Here is an 18,286-nt window from a genome sequence, read left to right on the forward strand (position 1 = left end):
CAGCATGAATGTAAATGACAGGATGCAGTGTACCGGATAGCACTAGCAGCGAGAAGCATAAGCCACATCAATGGCGACGGCTTTTGATTTTTCGTGCCGCAGAAATCGGCAACAATGTGAGCTTTGTTGTAATTATTTTGTAAACACATTGCTAAAAGAATTCACATCCACTACAACCATATCATCACAAGTGGTCAGACCTCCTACAAGCAAGGGAGCTTTTCGTTATGATGATTTTGAGTATTCTCGCTACGATTGTTCTGCTCGGCGCGCTGTTTTATCACCGCGTGAGCCTGTTCCTCAGCAGCCTGATTCTGCTCGCATGGACGGCCGCGCTTGGCGTGGCCGGACTGTGGAATATCTGGCTGCTGGTTCCGCTGGCCATTCTCCTCGTCCCGTTCAATGTGACGCCGATGCGTAAATCGATGATCTCCGCGCCGGTGTTCCGTGGCTTCCGTAAGGTGATGCCGCCGATGTCACGTACGGAGAAAGAAGCGATTGATGCCGGTACCACCTGGTGGGAAGGCGATCTGTTTCAGGGCAATCCGGACTGGAAAAAACTGCACAACTATCCGCAGCCGCGTCTGACCGCCGAAGAGCAGGCGTTCATCGACGGCCCGGTGGAAGAAGCGTGCCGCATGGCGAACGACTTCCAGATCACCCACGAGCTGGCCGATCTCCCGCCGGAACTGTGGGCGTTTTTGAAAGAACATCGCTTCTTCGCGATGATCATTAAGAAAGAGTACGGCGGGCTGGAATTCTCCGCTTACGCCCAGTCTCGCGTGCTGCAAAAACTTTCTGGCGTCTCCGGGATCCTGGCGATTACCGTGGGCGTGCCGAACTCCTTAGGCCCAGGCGAGCTGCTGCAACATTACGGTACACAAGAGCAGAAAGACCATTACCTGCCTCGTCTGGCGCGTGGTCAGGAGATCCCTTGTTTTGCGCTGACCAGCCCGGAAGCGGGTTCTGATGCGGGCGCCATTCCGGATACCGGTATTGTTTGTATGGGCGAATGGCAAGGCCAGCAGGTGCTGGGGATGCGTTTGACCTGGAACAAGCGTTATATCACCCTCGCGCCTATCGCCACCGTCCTGGGACTGGCATTTAAACTTTCTGACCCGGATAAGCTGCTGGGCGGCGAAGAAGAACTGGGGATCACCTGCGCGTTAATCCCAACCTCGACGCCGGGCGTGGAAATTGGTCGTCGTCACTTCCCGCTGAACGTCCCGTTCCAGAACGGTCCGACTCGCGGTAACGATGTATTTGTTCCGATCGATTACATCATCGGCGGCCCGAAAATGGCCGGTCAGGGCTGGCGTATGCTGGTGGAATGTCTGTCGGTGGGCCGCGGGATTACCCTGCCGTCTAACTCGACCGGCGGCGTAAAATCCGTTGCGATGGCTACCGGTGCTTATGCCCACATTCGTCGTCAGTTCAAAATCTCTATCGGTAAAATGGAAGGGATTGAAGAACCGCTGGCACGCATTGCCGGTAACGCCTACGTGATGGATGCCGCTGCGTCCCTCATCACCTACGGCATTATGCTCGGTGAGAAACCGGCAGTGCTGTCGGCAATCGTCAAGTATCACTGTACTCATCGTGGTCAGCAGTCAATTATTGACGCGATGGATATCACCGGTGGCAAGGGCATTATGCTGGGCGAAGGTAATTTCCTGGCGCGGGCCTATCAGGGCGCGCCGATCGCCATCACCGTGGAAGGCGCGAACATTCTGACCCGTAGCATGATGATCTTCGGTCAGGGGGCAATTCGCTGCCATCCGTATGTCCTCGAAGAGATGGCGGCCGCACAGAATAACGATGTGAATGCGTTCGACAAACTGCTGTTTAAACATATCGGCCACGTCGGCAGCAACAAAGTGCGCAGCTTCTGGTTGGGTCTGACGCGTGGTTTAACCAGCCAAACGCCCACCCGCGATGCGACGAAGCGTTATTATCAGCATCTTAACCGCCTGAGCGCGAACCTGGCGCTACTCTCTGACGTGTCGATGGCTGTGCTGGGCGGAAGTCTCAAACGCCGCGAGCGCATATCTGCTCGTCTGGGAGATGTACTGAGCCAGCTGTATCTGGCCTCTGCGGTTCTGAAACGTTACGACGACGAAGGCCGTCATGAAGCGGACCTGCCGCTGGTTCACTGGGGTGTGCAGGATGCGCTGTATAAAGCGGAACGGGCAATCGACGATCTGCTGCAGAACTTTCCGAACCGCCTGGTGGCTGGCCTGCTGAACGTGGTGATCTTCCCGACCGGTCGTCACTACCTGGCCCCTTCCGACAAGCTGGATCATAAAGTCGCGAAGATATTGCAGGTACCGAGCGCCACCCGTGACCGTATCGGCCGTGGACAGTATCTGACGCCGAGCGAGCATAACCCGGTGGGATTACTGGAAGAAGCGCTGCTGGATGTGATGGCCGCCGACCCTATCCATCAGCGTATTTGCAAAGAGATTGGCAAAAACCTGCCGTTCACCCGTCTGGATGAACTGGCGCAAAATGCGCTGGCCAAAGGGCTCATTGATAAGGACGAAGCAGCGATTCTGGTCAAAGCGGAAGAAAGCCGACTGCGCAGCATCAATGTGGACGATTTTGAACCCGAGGAGCTGGCGACAAAGCCGGTAAAGCTGCCAGAGAAAGTGCGTAAAGTCGAAGCCGCGTAACGCTTACGCATGACCTTTTAGCCTCGCTTCGGCGGGGCTTTTTATCATCCGCGTTTCCTGAAATCACGTGCTACAGTGTCAGAATGCTGTTCAACAAGGAGACCCTACCGTGCCTGGTTTGAAAATTACGCTGCTGCAACAACCGCTGGTCTGGATGGATGGACCCGCCAATTTGCGTCACTTTGACCTTTTACTGGAACCGGTAACGGGGCGCGATCTCATCGTCTTACCCGAAATGTTCACCACAGGGTTTGCGATGGAGGCTGCCAGAGAAGCGCCCACTCAGGAGGAGGTGATTTCATGGATGCAAAAACAGGCGCAGCGAACGAACGCTCTGATTGCCGGTAGCGCCGCGCTTCAGACAGAACGTGGCGCGGTGAACCGTTTTTTACTGGTCGAGCCAGAAGGTAACGTGCACTTTTATGATAAACGCCACCTGTTTCGAATGGCTGACGAACATCATCATTACCAGCCAGGCAACCGCCGCGTGATCGTGGAATGGCGCGGGTGGCGCATTCTCCCGCAGGTCTGTTATGACCTGCGGTTTCCGGTATGGTCACGCAATTTGAATGATTATGATCTGGCGCTGTATGTCGCCAACTGGCCGGCGCCTCGTTCTCAGCACTGGCAGACGTTGCTGGCGGCGCGCGCGATTGAAAATCAGGTCTGGGTGGCTGGATGTAACCGCGTCGGCACCGACGGCAACGGGCATCACTATCGTGGCGACAGTCGGGTTATCAGCCCGCAAGGAGAAATCATTGCGACAGCGGAAGCCCATCAGGCTACTCGCATTGACGCGGAACTTTCTTTGAGTGCGCTGAAAGCGTATCGGGAGACGTTTCCGGCCTGGCAGGATGCCGACCCGTTTATTCTGCGCTGATTTTTTGACGAGATAAAAACGACGAAAGCCTGAATCATTACTGACTCAGGCTTTCTGAATAGTGGCGGAACGGACGGGACTCGAACCCGCGACCCCCTGCGTGACAGGCAGGTATTCTAACCAACTGAACTACCGCTCCGCGATGTGTTCCACTTGGGAACGAAGCGCATATTACGGATTGCCAGACACCTCGTCAACGCTTTTTCTCACGTTTTTAATCGTTTGCTCTAAAAATCACCCGAGCGGCGGTTTTTACCCCATTTGCCGACTTTCTACGCCCGCCAGAGGCAACTTCCCCCTTTTTTTTCCACCAGGTCGAGGCGCGATTCATGGGCCGCCACTTCCTCATCGGTGGCGAAAACGACGCGTAGCCTGCTGGCCTGACGTACAAGCCGCTGGATCCCCGTATTGCCCTGCTGCTGGGTTTCCCCTTCCATCGAAAACGCCATCGTCGTCTGACCGCCGGTCATCATCAGATAAACATCAGCCAGAATCTGGGCATCGAGCAATGCGCCGTGCAGCGTACGCTTGCTGTTGTCTATCTCATAACGCGAGCACAATGCATCCAGGCTATTACGCTTGCCTGGGAACATCTTCCTCGCCAGCGCCAGGCTATCGGTGACTTTACAGAAAGTATTGGTTTTCGGGATATCGCGGTTGAGCTTGCTGAACTCATAATCCATAAAGCCGATATCAAACGACGCGTTATGAATGACCAGTTCCGCCCCGCGGATATAATCGAGAAATTCATCCGCCACTTCGGCAAATGTCGGCTTGTCCAGCAGGAACTCATCCGCAATACCGTGGACACCGAACGCTTCCGGATCCACCAGCCGATCAGGCTTCAGATAGACATGGAAGTTATTCCCCGTCAGACGGCGGTTCACCACCTCTACAGCACCGATCTCAATGATCTTGTGCCCTTCGTAGTGCGCGCCGATCTGGTTCATACCGGTGGTTTCGGTATCGAGGACGATCTGTCGTGTAATTGCAGTGCTCATAGCGGTCATTTATGTCAGACTTGTCGTTTTACGGTTCGATTCAATTACAGGAAGTCTACCAGAGATGCTTAAACAGGTAGAAATTTTCACCGACGGTTCGTGCCTGGGCAATCCAGGTCCGGGCGGTTACGGGGCAATTTTACGCTATCGCGGGCGCGAAAAAACCTTTAATGAGGGCTATATCCTCACGACCAATAATCGCATGGAGCTGATGGCGGCGATCGTCGCCCTGGAAGCCCTGAAAGAACATTGTGAAGTCATTTTGAGCACTGACAGTCAGTATGTGCGCCAGGGGATCACCCAATGGATTCATAACTGGAAAAAACGCGGCTGGAAAACCGCCGACAAAAAACCGGTAAAAAATGTCGATCTCTGGAAGCGTCTTGATGCCGCTCTCGGGCAGCATCAGATCAAATGGGAGTGGGTAAAAGGCCATGCCGGTCATCCAGAAAACGAGCGTTGCGATGAGCTTGCCCGTGCCGCCGCCATGAATCCTACTCAGGAAGACGTTGGTTATCAGCCCGAAGCTTAAACGTCCGGCTTGCGATATTGCCGGGTCGCGCCAACGGCCTGCGGTATGCGCGCTTTCGCCTTGTTCTGTTTCATCGGATTGAGCGTAAGCGGAATCGTTCGCTTACGCGCCACAATCATCTGCATACAGCCCAGCGCAGGAAGGTGTGCACTCAACATCTTTCCTCCTTGCTTTTTCCATGGCAGGACGTGAAAACGGCTGTAGTGCAGCACTTCAAAATTCAGCAGCGACAGCCAGTCCAGTTGGCGCATCAGCGTAAACATACGACTATTATAAGGCGACGATTTACGCAGCACCGGCACCAGCTTGCGCAGCCCCATCAGGCTCACCGGGTTGAATCCGCTCAGTACCAGCCAGCCATCATCAATGAGTACCCGATCGGCTTCACGTAACAAGCGGTGGGGATCGGCGCACCAGGGTAGCGTGTGCGCCAGTAGACAGACGTCGACCGATTTATCGGCAAAAGGGAGATGAAGCGGATCGGCCTGAACCTGAACCGGCGAGCCTTTGGCAGAAACGTTAACCTGATGCGAAACCGCACAGGCTTCCGAGTTGATTTCTGCACTTAAATTGCCCACCTTAAGCAGGTGAAAACCATACATTTTTGCAAACCACGGGTTAAGCTGTTTTTCCAGCGCCTCACGATAGTACTCTCCCCAGGGCAAATCGCTCCAGCGATCGGGTGCTACGACTGTTTGAGGGTTTTTTGCCGGTTTCATCACAACCATCCGTTATGCATAGACAGAGAGGTAATTTATGAATCTTAACAGTATTCCGGCGTTTCAGGACAATTACATCTGGGTTCTGAGTAATGATGAAGGACGTTGTCTGATCGTGGACCCGGGCGACGCCGCGCCGGTGTTAAAAGCGATTGCCGAAAACCAGTGGCAGCCAGAGGCTATTCTACTCACTCATCATCATCAGGACCATGTGGGTGGCGTGAAAGAACTGGTACAGAACTTTCCTAAACTAGTGGTTTACGGACCAGCAGAGACACAAGATAAGGGGGTCACTCATATAGTCGAAGATGGCGATTCCGCCCTCATTTTGGGGCATGAATTTAGTATATTTGCTACACCCGGTCACACTTTAGGACATATCTGTTACTTTAGCCATCCTTATCTTTTCTGCGGAGATACGCTGTTTTCGGGTGGTTGTGGACGCCTGTTCGAAGGCACAGCGAGTCAGATGTATCAATCACTTAAAAAAATATCCGCACTTCCAGACGATACACTCATTTGTTGCGCCCATGAATATACTTTAGCAAATATGAAGTTTGCTCTGAGCATCCTGCCGCACGATTCGTTCATAAATGATTATTATCGTAAAGTTAATGAGTTACGGGTAAAAAAACAAATGACACTCCCCGTTATTCTGAAAAATGAGCGGCAAAATAATATTTTTTTGAGAACAGAAGATATTGATTTAATTAATGAAATTAACAAAGAAACAATATTGCAACACCCTGAAGAGCGATTTGCCTGGTTAAGGTCAAAGAAAGACAGCTTCTGATAATTGCAGGTTGCCTTTTCAAAACTTCGCCGTTATGATCGGTCGTCTTTTAAGCAACTATTGACACACACATGAAGGCAAAAGCGATCTTACTCGCCTCTGTCCTGCTCGTGGGTTGCCAGTCGTCTCAAAACGCCGGTAATGTCCAACAGCACGCACAGAGCCTTTCTGCAGCTGGTCAAGGGGAAGCAGGAAAGTTTACGAGTCAGGCTCGATGGATGGACGATGGGACGTCCCTCGCGCCGGATCAAGACTTGTGGGCTTTCATTGGCGACGAGCTAAAGATGGGAATTCCGGAAAACGACCGGATTCGCGAACAAAAACAGAAGTATTTACGCAATAAGAGCTATCTCCACGATGTAACTTTACGGGCAGAGCCGTATATGTACTGGATAGCCGGGCAAGTTAAGAAACGTAACATGCCAATGGAACTGGTACTACTACCCATAGTGGAGAGCGCTTTTGATCCTCATGCGACGTCTGGCGCCAATGCCGCAGGCATCTGGCAGATCATTCCGAGCACGGGGCGCAATTATGGTTTAAAACAGACCCGCAGTTATGACGCGCGTCGCGATGTGGTGGCTTCCACAACCGCAGCGCTCGACATGATGCAACGTCTGAACAAAATGTTTGACGGCGACTGGCTGCTGACCGTTGCGGCTTATAATAGCGGTGAAGGTCGGGTCATGAAGGCGATTAAAACGAACAAAGCGCGTGGGAAATCCACCGACTTCTGGTCGTTGCCGTTGCCTCAGGAAACGAAGCTGTACGTGCCAAAAATGCTGGCCCTGAGTGATATTCTCAAGAACAGCAAACGTTATGGCGTACGTCTGCCAACCACAGACGAAAGTCGTGCACTGGCGCGTGTTCGTTTAAGCAGTCCGGTTGAAATGGCGCAGGTTGCCGATATGGCGGGGATTCCCGTCAGCAAGCTGAAGACCTTTAATGCTGGTGTGAAAGGCTCCACGCTGGGCGCAAGCGGTCCGCAATACGTAATGGTACCAAAGAAGCATGCAGAGAAACTGCGTGAATCTCTGGCCTCTGGCGAAATTGCTGCCGTACAGTCCACTCTGGTGGCTGATAACACCCCGCTGAACAGTCGTAGTTACACCGTTCGCTCTGGCGATACGCTTTCAGGCATTGCTTCACGTCTCGGCGTGAGCACGAAGGATCTGCAGCAGTGGAATAAGCTGCGTGGTTCAACGCTGAAAGTGGGCCAAAGTCTGACGGTGGGTGCCGGTAACAGTGCACAGCAACTGGCTAAAAACAGCGACAGCATTACCTATCGTGTACGTAAGGGCGATTCGCTTTCGAGCATTGCTAAACGTCACGGCGTTAACATCAAAGATGTCATGCGCTGGAACAACGATACGGACAATCTGAAGCCCGGCGATCAACTGACGTTGTTTGTGAAAAACAACAACACGCCAGACTCCTGATAGCTCACAATATTAAAAGGCACCGATTTCCCCCGGTGCCTTTTTTCCTTATGCCGCTTTGTGCGCTTCGGCCATGATGGTATCGCTGGTAAACGATCCCTCGTCCTGTAAAGCGAAGTAAGCTTTCACCTCCGCAGAGGCGCTTACCTGATACAGACGAATCGCATCTACCAGTTCAGCGGGTGTGCGCATTCTCGTCACCCATGAACTAAACTCCAGCGGCAAACGGTCGGTTATCAACGAATCAACAATCAGGTTTGCATCATTCATCAGCGCCAGCCATTCGCCGCTGGAATAGTTGCGAACGTGCGAGGTGTCGCGCAATGCCTCCACCGTCTGTAACCAGATATCGCGGACCGGATGCCCTGGGGACATGACATCCATAATAATCAGGACTCCGCCCGGTTTTAATACCCGATTAACTTCGCGCAGCGCTCTGCCCACATCATGCCAGTGATGCGCGGAATAACGACTGATAACAACGTCAAAGACAGCATCCTCAAACGGCAGGCTTTCGGCATAGCCCTGCCTGGTGGTGATGTTGGCTAATCCCTTCTCTTTTGCCGCCTGCGCCACAACGTCAAGCATCTGCGAAGATAAATCGTAAGCCACCACTTGTTTCACATTCTGCGCGGCGATAAAGCTTGCATGCCCGGCGCCACAGCCCATATCCAGTACGCTGGCATGAGGGAACGCAGAAAGGCGCTCAGCCAGACGCTGCAAGTCGCGACCGGTTGCATGCACGGCACTGGTTAAATAGGCATTCGCCTGGGAGCCAAACTGCTTTTCGACGTTATCGTGGTGGGAGTGTGTTGTCATTATGCTGTCCTTTGGTTGTTTGCAAGATAAAGGGCAGCACCACTACAGGTCTGCCCCAACGGCAGACCTGACACACCTTACTGCACAGGTTTGCCGGGACTGAATTCAACGAGTAGCGGATTGTGATCGGATGCGCGTGTGACCAGTACTGAAGCCTCACTGACGTTCAGACCACGATAAAAGACAAAATCCAGGGGGCGACCAAACGCACGACGGCGCTGATCGTCAGTAAAACGAACCTGGCGCAACGACATTTCGCGCGCGAAGCGATACAGCGCATTCATGCGGCGTCGGCTCCAGGCATTAAAATCTCCGGCCATAATCACCGGGCCACTGTGATGCGCAATCTGGTCACCGATTGGAAGTAACTGCTTACTATACACATCGACCCCCAGACTAAAGTTAACCGCATGGATATTAACGACCATCAACAGTCGCGTATCGGGCAACGGATAGACGGTAACCAGCGCCGATTTTGCCAGGCGCAGGATAGGCTCTCGCTCACGAAGTGGGCAACAGTATACGGGATGCGCGGATGAGAGCGTCATCACCCCTGACGGATGCTGTGGCAGAACAAATGCCGGCACCTGATCGGCCGCCAGGTAATTCGCCGTCGCAAACTTCACCAGCTCCGGCGTCGTTTGCGCTTCCTGTAACAACACCAGGTGCGCATCTTTGCCAAAATTCTTCAGCACCGAAAGCCATTCCGCTCGCTGCTGCTTAAAGATATTCCACACCAGGATACGGATCCGATCTTCACTGCTTAACGGCGCCCCGGCGGGTAATGCCTGGCCGATGCTCGAAAATGACCCGGGCGGCAAAATCCGCTCAGCGGGTTGTCCGGCAACATAGCGCATGGCATAGGTGTTTTTTCGCACTTTTGACTTTCAAACCTCTGTAACGTCAACCAGCCCGGTGCCGGACTGGTTCTTCTGTTATAGGGATTTTAGCTCACACTTTCAACGACCAATTGCAGATTGTTTTGTAAGCACACACTTACATCAAGTACTTAACCCAGCACGGCTACGCGTGCGGGTTTATCCAGTCGACCACTAATCCCCATCAACAGGAAGGCTCCCAACACAATCAATGCCCCAATCCACGGTGTTTGCGTCAGGCCGAAGTGCTCCACCGTCTGTGCGCCGACAACAGAACCGATCGCAATCCCGATGTTAAAAGCCGCGATGTTGAGGCCGGATGCCACATCTACCGCATTCGGCGTAAATTGTTCGGCTTTTTGCACCACATAGACCTGCAAACCCGGTACATTGCCGAAAGCAAAGATCACCATCACCAGTACCGTTGCCAGCGCGGCGTACTGCATTGTGGCGGTAAACTGAAAGACGAGCAACAGTACAAACAGTGCGGCGAAAATAAACTTCAGCGCAGGCACCGCCCCATGTTTATCCGCCAGTTTTCCGCCCCAGATGTTACCTACCGCGACGGATACGCCATAGCCTAATAAGATCCAACTCACTGCGGCAGGCGAGAAACCCGCCAGATCCTGCATCATCGGCGCCAGAAAGGTAAATGCGGTAAAGACGCCGCCGTAGCCCAATGCCGTGATCGCATAGATGATCAACAAGCGTGGATGCGTTAAGACACTCAACTGGTCACGCAGCGTCGCCGCGGCGCGTCCAGGAATGTTCGCCGGAATGAGCCACTGACTGCTGATCAGCGCAATCACGCCCAACACAGAAACGGCCAGAAAGGTTTCGCGCCAGCCAAAATGCTGGCCGATGAACGTCCCCAGAGGAACCCCGGTCACCAGAGCAACCGTCAGACCACCAAACATGATTGCAATGGCAGAAGCCGCTTTTTCTTTTGCTACCAGACTGGTGGCAATGGTGGAGCCAATCGAGAAGAACACGCCATGAGCCAGACCGGTCAGTAAACGGGCCGCAATCAGCGTCATATAGCCAGGAGCCTGCCATGCCAGCAGGTTGCCCGCCGTGAACAGGACCATCAGCGCAACCAGCAACGGCTTACGCGGCAGACGTCCAGTCAATGCCGTCAGTACTGGCGCGCCAATCGCCACGCCGAGGGCATAGATGGAAACCAACATCCCCGCTGAAGGCAGAGAAATGGCCAGCTGTTCGGCAATTGTCGGCACCAGGCCTACAATCACAAATTCGGTTGTGCCAATAGCAAAGGCACTTATTGTCAGCGCAAATAACGCGAGAGGCATAAATCGCTCCATATCATCAGTATTCGGATGACACGCAGTATGCCGGGATGGTTTAATAACAAAAACATCCAAAATCTCAATACAATTTTGCTTCGGGTGCAAAAATGAAAGCAACTTCAGAAGAACTCGCCATTTTTGTTTCAGTGGTAGAAAGCGGAAGTTTCAGCCGGGCGGCAGAACAGTTAGGTCAGGCAAACTCAGCGGTTAGCCGGGCAGTTAAAAAGCTGGAAATGAAGCTTGGCGTGAGTTTACTCAACCGCACAACCCGGCAGCTCAGCCTGACAGAAGAAGGTGAACGCTATTTTCGCCGCGTCCAGTCTTTGTTGCAGGAGATGGCGGCGGCAGAAACGGAAATCATGGAGACACGCAGCACTCCACGCGGGGTGCTCCGTATCGATGCCGCCACGCCGGTGATGCTGCATTTTCTGATGCCGTTGATAAAGCCTTTCCGCGAACGTTACCCGGAAATTACGCTTTCTCTTGTTTCCTCTGAAACCTTTATCAATTTGATCGAGAGAAAAGTGGATATTGCAATCCGTGCAGGCACATTGACGGATTCCAGTCTCCGCGCCCGACCGCTCTTTAACAGCTATCGGAAGATTATTGCCTCGCCGGACTATCTTGAACGATACGGGAAGCCGGAAACAGTGGAAGAGCTAAAAGCACACCTGTGCCTGGGTTTCACCGAACCCGTATCCCTCAACACCTGGCCTATCGCTTGTAGCGATGGGCAACTTCACGAGATTGTCTGTGGAATTTCGTCAAACAGCGGCGAAACGCTTAAACAGCTCTGCCTCAGCGGAAACGGCATTGCCTGCCTGTCGGACTACATGATTGATCGGGAAATTGCGCGAGGTGAACTGGTGGAGCTGATGGCCGATAAACGCCTGCCGGTAGAGATGCCGTTCAGCGCCGTCTATTACAGCGATCGTGCCGTGAGTACGCGTATTCGGGCATTTATCGATTTTCTGAGTGAATATATAAGAACAGCTCCCGGAGGAGCTGTTAAAGAGGGTTAAAGGCATTCAGGGGTTAACGCATTAATCCCACTGCGGAGCCAGTCCTTCCGGGCTTACCAGGCGATTGTTGCAATCCAGAGCAGCGATCGCTTTTTTATCTTCGGCATCTAACGTTAGATCCAGCGCCAACAGGTTGCTTGCCAGGTTTTCTCGCTTAGTGGAAGAAGGAATGACCGAGTAACCTTCATCCATCGCCCATGCCAGGATCACCTGAGCTGCAGTGGCGTTGTGTTTCGCCGCGATGCGGGTAATCACTTCATCTTTCAGTGCCTTACCATATGCCAGCGTCATGTAAGACGTGATGTGGATACCGTGTGCTTTCGCCCAGTCAATTACTTTGCCATTTTGCAGGTAAGGAGACAGTTCAATTTGGTTAGTCGCAATATTTTCAGCACCAACCGCTGCAATGGCTTTTTCCATCAGCGGGATAGTGAAGTTAGAGATACCGATTTCACGCGTCAGTCCCTGCTTTTTCGCTTCCAGCAGCGCCTGCATGAATTCCTCAACCGATACAGCATCATTTGGTGATGGCCAGTGGATCAGCGTCAGATCAACATAATCAGTACGCAGTTTTTTCAGGCTCTCTTTCAGGCTAGGGATCAGCTTGTCTTTGCTCAGATTCTCAATCCAGATCTTGGTCGTAATGTACAACTCATTGCGCGGAACGCCGCTCTCTGCAATTGCCTGGCCAACTGCGGCTTCATTATCATAGATTTGTGCAGTATCGACAGCACGGTAACCGAGCTCCAGAGCCGTTTTTACGGATGCAATAACAACATCGTCCTTAAGACGGAAGGTACCTAAACCGAATGCCGGGATAGTCATAATAATTCCTCTTTGATTCATCATGTTCGTTAACTGAGAGGATTATGACGTTTTGCGTTTTGTTGAAAAAGAGCGAAAAATGCAGAGGATTTTTGCGTTTTTAGCAACAATTAGATTTAAGGCAAAGAAAAAGCCCTGAGTGTTAACTCAGGGCTCTTAATAAGTGGCGGAACGGACGGGACTCGAACCCGCGACCCCCTGCGTGACAGGCAGGTATTCTAACCAACTGAACTACCGCTCCACCGAATTTTTCTACAACCACTGATTTTTACATCAGTTTACTGCTTAATTTGATGCCTGGCAGTTCCCTACTCTCGCATGGGGAGACCCCACACTACCATCGGCGCTACGGCGTTTCACTTCTGAGTTCGGCATGGGGTCAGGTGGGACCACCGCGCTACAGCCGCCAGGCAAATTCTGTTTTATCACCCCGTTTTCACGCAGTGACATAATCTGAATCTAAGCTGAAAATTCTCTCAATTCCGCCAAAACAGCTTCGGCGTTGTAAGGTTAAGCCTCACGGTTCATTAGTACCGGTTAGCTCAACGCATCGCTGCGCTTACACACCCGGCCTATCAACGTCGTCGTCTTCAACGTTCCTTCAGGACCCTTAAAGGGTCAGGGAGAACTCATCTCGGGGCAAGTTTCGTGCTTAGATGCTTTCAGCACTTATCTCTTCCGCATTTAGCTACCGGGCAGTGCCATTGGCATGACAACCCGAACACCAGTGATGCGTCCACTCCGGTCCTCTCGTACTAGGAGCAGCCCCCCTCAATTCTCCAGCGCCCACGGCAGATAGGGACCGAACTGTCTCACGACGTTCTAAACCCAGCTCGCGTACCACTTTAAATGGCGAACAGCCATACCCTTGGGACCTACTTCAGCCCCAGGATGTGATGAGCCGACATCGAGGTGCCAAACACCGCCGTCGATATGAACTCTTGGGCGGTATCAGCCTGTTATCCCCGGAGTACCTTTTATCCGTTGAGCGATGGCCCTTCCATTCAGAACCACCGGATCACTAAGACCTGCTTTCGCACCTGCTCGCGCCGTCACGCTCGCAGTCAAGCTAGCTTATGCCTTTGCACTAACCTCCTGATGTCCGACCAGGATTAGCTAACCTTCGTGCTCCTCCGTTACTCTTTAGGAGGAGACCGCCCCAGTCAAACTACCCACCAGACACTGTCCGCAACCCGGATTACGGGCCTACGTTAGAACACCAGCCATTAAAGGGTGGTATTTCAAGGGCGGCTCCACACGAACTGGCGTCCGCGCTTCAAAGCCTCCCACCTATCCTACACATCAAGGACCAGTGTTCAGTGTCAAGCTATAGTAAAGGTTCACGGGGTCTTTCCGTCTTGCCGCGGGTACACTGCATCTTCACAGCGAGTTCAATTTCACTGAGTCTCGGGTGGAGACAGCCTGGCCATCATTACGCCATTCGTGCAGGTCGGAACTTACCCGACAAGGAATTTCGCTACCTTAGGACCGTTATAGTTACGGCCGCCGTTTACCGGGGCTTCGATCAAGAGCTTCTCCTTACGGATAACCCCATCAATTAACCTTCCGGCACCGGGCAGGCGTCACACCGTATACGTCCACTTTCGTGTTTGCACAGTGCTGTGTTTTTAATAAACAGTTGCAGCCAGCTGGTATCTTCGACTGATTTCAGCTCCACGAGTAAATCGCTTCACCTACGTATCAGCGTGCCTTCTCCCGAAGTTACGGCACCATTTTGCCTAGTTCCTTCACCCGAGTTCTCTCAAGCGCCTTGGTATTCTCTACCTGACCACCTGTGTCGGTTTGGGGTACGATCTGATGTTACCTGATGCTTAGAGGCTTTTCCTGGAAGCAGGGCATTTGTTGCTTCAGCACCGTAGTGCCTCGTCATCACGCCTCAGTGTTAGAGTGAACCGGATTTACCTGGAACACACACCTACACGCTTAAACCGGGACAACCGTCGCCCGGCCAACATAGCCTTCTCCGTCCCCCCTTCGCAGTAACACCTGGTACAGGAATATTAACCTGTTTCCCATCGACTACGCCTTTCGGCCTCGCCTTAGGGGTCGACTCACCCTGCCCCGATTAACGTTGGACAGGAACCCTTGGTCTTCCGGCGAGCGGGCTTTTCACCCGCTTTATCGTTACTTATGTCAGCATTCGCACTTCTGATACCTCCAGCATGCCTCACAGCACACCTTCACAGGCTTACAGAACGCTCCCCTACCCAACAACACTTAGTGTCGCTGCCGCAGCTTCGGTGCATGGTTTAGCCCCGTTACATCTTCCGCGCAGGCCGACTCGACCAGTGAGCTATTACGCTTTCTTTAAATGATGGCTGCTTCTAAGCCAACATCCTGGCTGTCTGAGCCTTCCCACATCGTTTCCCACTTAACCATGACTTTGGGACCTTAGCTGGCGGTCTGGGTTGTTTCCCTCTTCACGACGGACGTTAGCACCCGCCGTGTGTCTCCCGTGATAACATTCTCCGGTATTCGCAGTTTGCATCGGGTTGGTAAGCCGGGATGGCCCCCTAGCCGAAACAGTGCTCTACCCCCGGAGATGAATTCACGAGGCGCTACCTAAATAGCTTTCGGGGAGAACCAGCTATCTCCCGGTTTGATTGGCCTTTCACCCCCAGCCACAAGTCATCCGCTAATTTTTCAACATTAGTCGGTTCGGTCCTCCAGTTAGTGTTACCCAACCTTCAACCTGCCCATGGCTAGATCACCGGGTTTCGGGTCTATACCCTGCAACTTAACGCCCAGTTAAGACTCGGTTTCCCTTCGGCTCCCCTATTCGGTTAACCTTGCTACAGAATATAAGTCGCTGACCCATTATACAAAAGGTACGCAGTCACCCCATTAAAGAGGCTCCCACTGCTTGTACGTACACGGTTTCAGGTTCTTTTTCACTCCCCTCGCCGGGGTTCTTTTCGCCTTTCCCTCACGGTACTGGTTCACTATCGGTCAGTCAGGAGTATTTAGCCTTGGAGGATGGTCCCCCCATATTCAGACAGGATACCACGTGTCCCGCCCTACTCATCGAGCTCACAGCACATGCAATTTTGTGTACGGGGCTGTCACCCTGTATCGCCGGCCTTTCCAGACCGTTCCACTACCACACATGCTGATTCAGGCTCTGGGCTGCTCCCCGTTCGCTCGCCGCTACTGGGGGAATCTCGGTTGATTTCTTTTCCTCGGGGTACTTAGATGTTTCAGTTCCCCCGGTTCGCCTCGTTAACCTATGGATTCAGTTAACGATAGTGCAACGAATTGCACTGGGTTTCCCCATTCGGACATCGCCGGTTATAACGGTTCATATCACCTTACCGACGCTTTTCGCAGATTAGCACGTCCTTCATCGCCTCTGACTGCCAGGGCATCCACCGTGTACGCTTAGTCGCTTAACCTCACAACCCGAAGATGTTTCACTTCTGATTGCGAAAATTTGAGAGACTCGAACACACCATTAACAGTGTGTCGTTTCAATTTTCAGCTTGATCCAGATTTTTAAAGAGCAAATATCTCAAACATGACTCGCTGAGTCAGTTTTGAGATACAAAGGCCGGCGACTTTCACTCACACAAACCAGCAAGTGGCGTCCCCTAGGGGATTCGAACCCCTGTTACCGCCGTGAAAGGGCGGTGTCCTGGGCCTCTAGACGAAGGGGACACTGAAGTCTGCTTCGGCAAGACGCCTTGCTTTTTACTTTTCATCAGACAATCTATGTGGGCACTACAAAGGCAGGTTCTTTAAGGTAAGGAGGTGATCCAACCGCAGGTTCCCCTACGGTTACCTTGTTACGACTTCACCCCAGTCATGAATCACAAAGTGGTAAGCGCCCTCCCGAAGGTTAAGCTACCTACTTCTTTTGCAACCCACTCCCATGGTGTGACGGGCGGTGTGTACAAGGCCCGGGAACGTATTCACCGTGGCATTCTGATCCACGATTACTAGCGATTCCGACTTCATGGAGTCGAGTTGCAGACTCCAATCCGGACTACGACATACTTTATGAGGTCCGCTTGCTCTCGCGAGGTCGCTTCTCTTTGTATATGCCATTGTAGCACGTGTGTAGCCCTGGTCGTAAGGGCCATGATGACTTGACGTCATCCCCACCTTCCTCCAGTTTATCACTGGCAGTCTCCTTTGAGTTCCCGGCCGGACCGCTGGCAACAAAGGATAAGGGTTGCGCTCGTTGCGGGACTTAACCCAACATTTCACAACACGAGCTGACGACAGCCATGCAGCACCTGTCTCACAGTTCCCGAAGGCACCAAGGCATCTCTGCCAAGTTCTGTGGATGTCAAGACCAGGTAAGGTTCTTCGCGTTGCATCGAATTAAACCACATGCTCCACCGCTTGTGCGGGCCCCCGTCAATTCATTTGAGTTTTAACCTTGCGGCCGTACTCCCCAGGCGGTCTATTTAACGCGTTAGCTCCGGAAGCCACGCCTCAAGGGCACAACCTCCAAATAGACATCGTTTACGGCGTGGACTACCAGGGTATCTAATCCTGTTTGCTCCCCACGCTTTCGCACCTGAGCGTCAGTCTTCGTCCAGGGGGCCGCCTTCGCCACCGGTATTCCTCCAGATCTCTACGCATTTCACCGCTACACCTGGAATTCTACCCCCCTCTACGAGACTCAAGCCTGCCAGTTTCGAATGCAGTTCCCAGGTTGAGCCCGGGGATTTCACATCCGACTTGACAGACCGCCTGCGTGCGCTTTACGCCCAGTAATTCCGATTAACGCTTGCACCCTCCGTATTACCGCGGCTGCTGGCACGGAGTTAGCCGGTGCTTCTTCTGCGGGTAACGTCAATGGCTAAGGTTATTAACCTTAACCCCTTCCTCCCCGCTGAAAGTACTTTACAACCCGAAGGCCTTCTTCATACACGCGGCATGGCTGCATCAGGCTTGCGCCCATTGTGCAATATTCCCCACTGCTGCCTCCCGTAGGAGTCTGGACCGTGTCTCAGTTCCAGTGTGGCTGGTCATCCTCTCAGACCAGCTAGGGATCGTCGCCTTGGTGAGCCGTTACCTCACCAACAAGCTAATCCCATCTGGGCACATCCGATGGCAAGAGGCCCGAAGGTCCCCCTCTTTGGTCTTGCGACATTATGCGGTATTAGCTACCGTTTCCAGTAGTTATCCCCCTCCATCGGGCAGTTTCCCAGACATTACTCACCCGTCCGCCACTCGTCAGCAAAGCAGCAAGCTGCTTCCTGTTACCGTTCGACTTGCATGTGTTAGGCCTGCCGCCAGCGTTCAATCTGAGCCATGATCAAACTCTTCAATTTAAGTTTGATGCTCTTAGAATTAAACGTCGTAATGAATTACGTGTTCACTCTTTGAGACTTGGTATTCATTTTTCGTCTTGCGACGTTAAGAATCCA

At 52.7% G+C, this 18,286-nt stretch carries 12 protein-coding genes, 3 tRNA genes and 3 rRNA genes; 6 read left to right on the top strand and 12 right to left on the bottom strand.

Annotated elements, in window-relative coordinates; translation table 11 throughout:
• Window positions 1-227 precede the first annotated feature (227 nt).
• The gene (gene fadE / locus C2U53_RS03785; RefSeq protein ID WP_099433506.1) at window positions 228-2,672 is read left to right on the top strand and encodes an acyl-CoA dehydrogenase FadE; all 2,445 of its coding nucleotides are present in this window, start codon (window positions 228-230) and stop codon (window positions 2,670-2,672) included.
• Window positions 2,673-2,781: 109 nt separating this feature from the next.
• The gene (locus C2U53_RS03790; RefSeq protein ID WP_044258802.1) at window positions 2,782-3,552 is read left to right on the top strand and encodes an amidohydrolase; all 771 of its coding nucleotides are present in this window, start codon (window positions 2,782-2,784) and stop codon (window positions 3,550-3,552) included.
• Between the two features lie 62 nt (window positions 3,553-3,614).
• Here the strand turns inward: C2U53_RS03790 and C2U53_RS03795 are convergent.
• Both C2U53_RS03795 and dnaQ read right to left on the bottom strand, forming a co-directional pair.
• Window positions 3,615-3,691: transfer RNA gene (locus C2U53_RS03795), tRNA-Asp, on the bottom strand.
• Window positions 3,692-3,824: 133 nt separating this feature from the next.
• Window positions 3,825-4,553, bottom strand: a complete 729-nt coding sequence (dnaQ, locus tag C2U53_RS03800) for a DNA polymerase III subunit epsilon (RefSeq protein ID WP_044258800.1) — start codon at window positions 4,551-4,553, stop codon at window positions 3,825-3,827.
• Between the two features lie 64 nt (window positions 4,554-4,617).
• On the opposite strand from dnaQ, the gene rnhA reads away from it, so the two are divergent.
• Window positions 4,618-5,085, top strand: coding sequence for a ribonuclease HI (gene rnhA, locus C2U53_RS03805; protein WP_042997834.1), 468 nt, complete (start codon window positions 4,618-4,620; stop codon window positions 5,083-5,085).
• Here rnhA and C2U53_RS03810 read toward each other — a convergent pair.
• Window positions 5,082-5,804, bottom strand: a complete 723-nt coding sequence (locus C2U53_RS03810) for a class I SAM-dependent methyltransferase (RefSeq protein ID WP_104445644.1) — start codon at window positions 5,802-5,804, stop codon at window positions 5,082-5,084. The genes rnhA and C2U53_RS03810 overlap by 4 nt on opposite strands.
• 37 nt (window positions 5,805-5,841) lie before the next feature.
• Between C2U53_RS03810 and gloB the strand changes: the two genes are divergently transcribed.
• Both gloB and mltD read left to right on the top strand, forming a co-directional pair.
• Window positions 5,842-6,597, top strand: coding sequence for a hydroxyacylglutathione hydrolase (gloB, locus tag C2U53_RS03815; RefSeq protein ID WP_104445645.1), 756 nt, complete (start codon window positions 5,842-5,844; stop codon window positions 6,595-6,597).
• A 71-nt stretch (window positions 6,598-6,668) separates the two neighbouring features.
• Complete coding sequence (gene mltD / locus C2U53_RS03820; protein ID WP_042997837.1) at window positions 6,669-8,036, top strand: murein transglycosylase D; 1,368 nt, start codon at window positions 6,669-6,671, stop codon at window positions 8,034-8,036.
• Window positions 8,037-8,084: 48 nt separating this feature from the next.
• Here mltD and C2U53_RS03825 read toward each other — a convergent pair whose 3' ends face one another.
• The 3 genes from C2U53_RS03825 to C2U53_RS03835 form a co-directional block, all read right to left on the bottom strand.
• Window positions 8,085-8,855, bottom strand: coding sequence for a class I SAM-dependent methyltransferase (locus C2U53_RS03825; RefSeq protein ID WP_054177343.1), 771 nt, complete (start codon window positions 8,853-8,855; stop codon window positions 8,085-8,087).
• Window positions 8,856-8,932: 77 nt separating this feature from the next.
• The gene (locus tag C2U53_RS03830; protein ID WP_042997839.1) at window positions 8,933-9,733 is read right to left on the bottom strand and encodes an endonuclease/exonuclease/phosphatase family protein; all 801 of its coding nucleotides are present in this window, start codon (window positions 9,731-9,733) and stop codon (window positions 8,933-8,935) included.
• A gap of 131 nt (window positions 9,734-9,864) precedes the next feature.
• Entirely contained in the window at window positions 9,865-11,043 is a 1,179-nt protein-coding gene (locus C2U53_RS03835) for an MFS transporter (protein WP_104445646.1), read from the bottom strand.
• 104 nt (window positions 11,044-11,147) lie between these two features.
• Here C2U53_RS03835 and yafC point away from each other — a divergent pair, with 104 nt between their 5' ends.
• Window positions 11,148-12,062 carry a DNA-binding transcriptional regulator YafC gene (yafC, locus tag C2U53_RS03840; protein ID WP_044258795.1) on the top strand — a complete coding sequence of 305 codons (915 nt, stop codon included), beginning with the start codon at window positions 11,148-11,150 and terminating at the stop codon, window positions 12,060-12,062.
• Window positions 12,063-12,083: 21 nt separating this feature from the next.
• On the opposite strand, the gene dkgB is transcribed toward yafC, so the two are convergent.
• From dkgB to C2U53_RS03870, 6 genes are all read right to left on the bottom strand, one after another.
• Window positions 12,084-12,887, bottom strand: a complete 804-nt coding sequence (gene dkgB / locus C2U53_RS03845; protein WP_104445647.1) for a 2,5-didehydrogluconate reductase DkgB — start codon at window positions 12,885-12,887, stop codon at window positions 12,084-12,086.
• A 164-nt stretch (window positions 12,888-13,051) separates the two neighbouring features.
• Window positions 13,052-13,128 (bottom strand) — tRNA-Asp (locus C2U53_RS03850).
• A gap of 54 nt (window positions 13,129-13,182) precedes the next feature.
• Window positions 13,183-13,298, bottom strand: a 5S ribosomal RNA gene (gene rrf / locus C2U53_RS03855).
• Window positions 13,299-13,393: 95 nt separating this feature from the next.
• Window positions 13,394-16,300, bottom strand: a 23S ribosomal RNA gene (locus C2U53_RS03860).
• A 186-nt stretch (window positions 16,301-16,486) separates the two neighbouring features.
• Window positions 16,487-16,562, bottom strand: a tRNA-Glu gene (locus tag C2U53_RS03865).
• 86 nt (window positions 16,563-16,648) lie between these two features.
• A 16S ribosomal RNA gene (locus C2U53_RS03870) occupies window positions 16,649-18,190 on the bottom strand.
• Together the 16S, 23S and 5S rRNA genes with 2 tRNA genes alongside form the textbook arrangement of a ribosomal RNA operon.
• Window positions 18,191-18,286: the final 96 nt, after the last annotated feature.

Source organism: Citrobacter sp. CFNIH10 (assembly GCF_002934585.1).
Taxonomy (GTDB): domain Bacteria; phylum Pseudomonadota; class Gammaproteobacteria; order Enterobacterales; family Enterobacteriaceae; genus Citrobacter_A; species Citrobacter_A amalonaticus.

Excerpts from the sequence above, each read along its gene's own strand:
- fadE (WP_099433506.1), top strand. The coding sequence starts at position 228 with ATGATGATTTTGAGTATTCTCGCTACGATTGTTCTGCTCGGCGCGCTG.
- dnaQ (WP_044258800.1), bottom strand. The coding sequence starts at position 4,553 with ATGAGCACTGCAATTACACGACAGATCGTCCTCGATACCGAAACCACC.
- rnhA (WP_042997834.1), top strand. The coding sequence starts at position 4,618 with ATGCTTAAACAGGTAGAAATTTTCACCGACGGTTCGTGCCTGGGCAAT.
- C2U53_RS03810 (WP_104445644.1), bottom strand. The coding sequence starts at position 5,804 with ATGAAACCGGCAAAAAACCCTCAAACAGTCGTAGCACCCGATCGCTGG.
- gloB (WP_104445645.1), top strand. The coding sequence starts at position 5,842 with ATGAATCTTAACAGTATTCCGGCGTTTCAGGACAATTACATCTGGGTT.
- mltD (WP_042997837.1), top strand. The coding sequence starts at position 6,669 with ATGAAGGCAAAAGCGATCTTACTCGCCTCTGTCCTGCTCGTGGGTTGC.
- C2U53_RS03825 (WP_054177343.1), bottom strand. The coding sequence starts at position 8,855 with ATGACAACACACTCCCACCACGATAACGTCGAAAAGCAGTTTGGCTCC.
- C2U53_RS03835 (WP_104445646.1), bottom strand. The coding sequence starts at position 11,043 with ATGCCTCTCGCGTTATTTGCGCTGACAATAAGTGCCTTTGCTATTGGC.
- yafC (WP_044258795.1), top strand. The coding sequence starts at position 11,148 with ATGAAAGCAACTTCAGAAGAACTCGCCATTTTTGTTTCAGTGGTAGAA.
- dkgB (WP_104445647.1), bottom strand. The coding sequence starts at position 12,887 with ATGACTATCCCGGCATTCGGTTTAGGTACCTTCCGTCTTAAGGACGAT.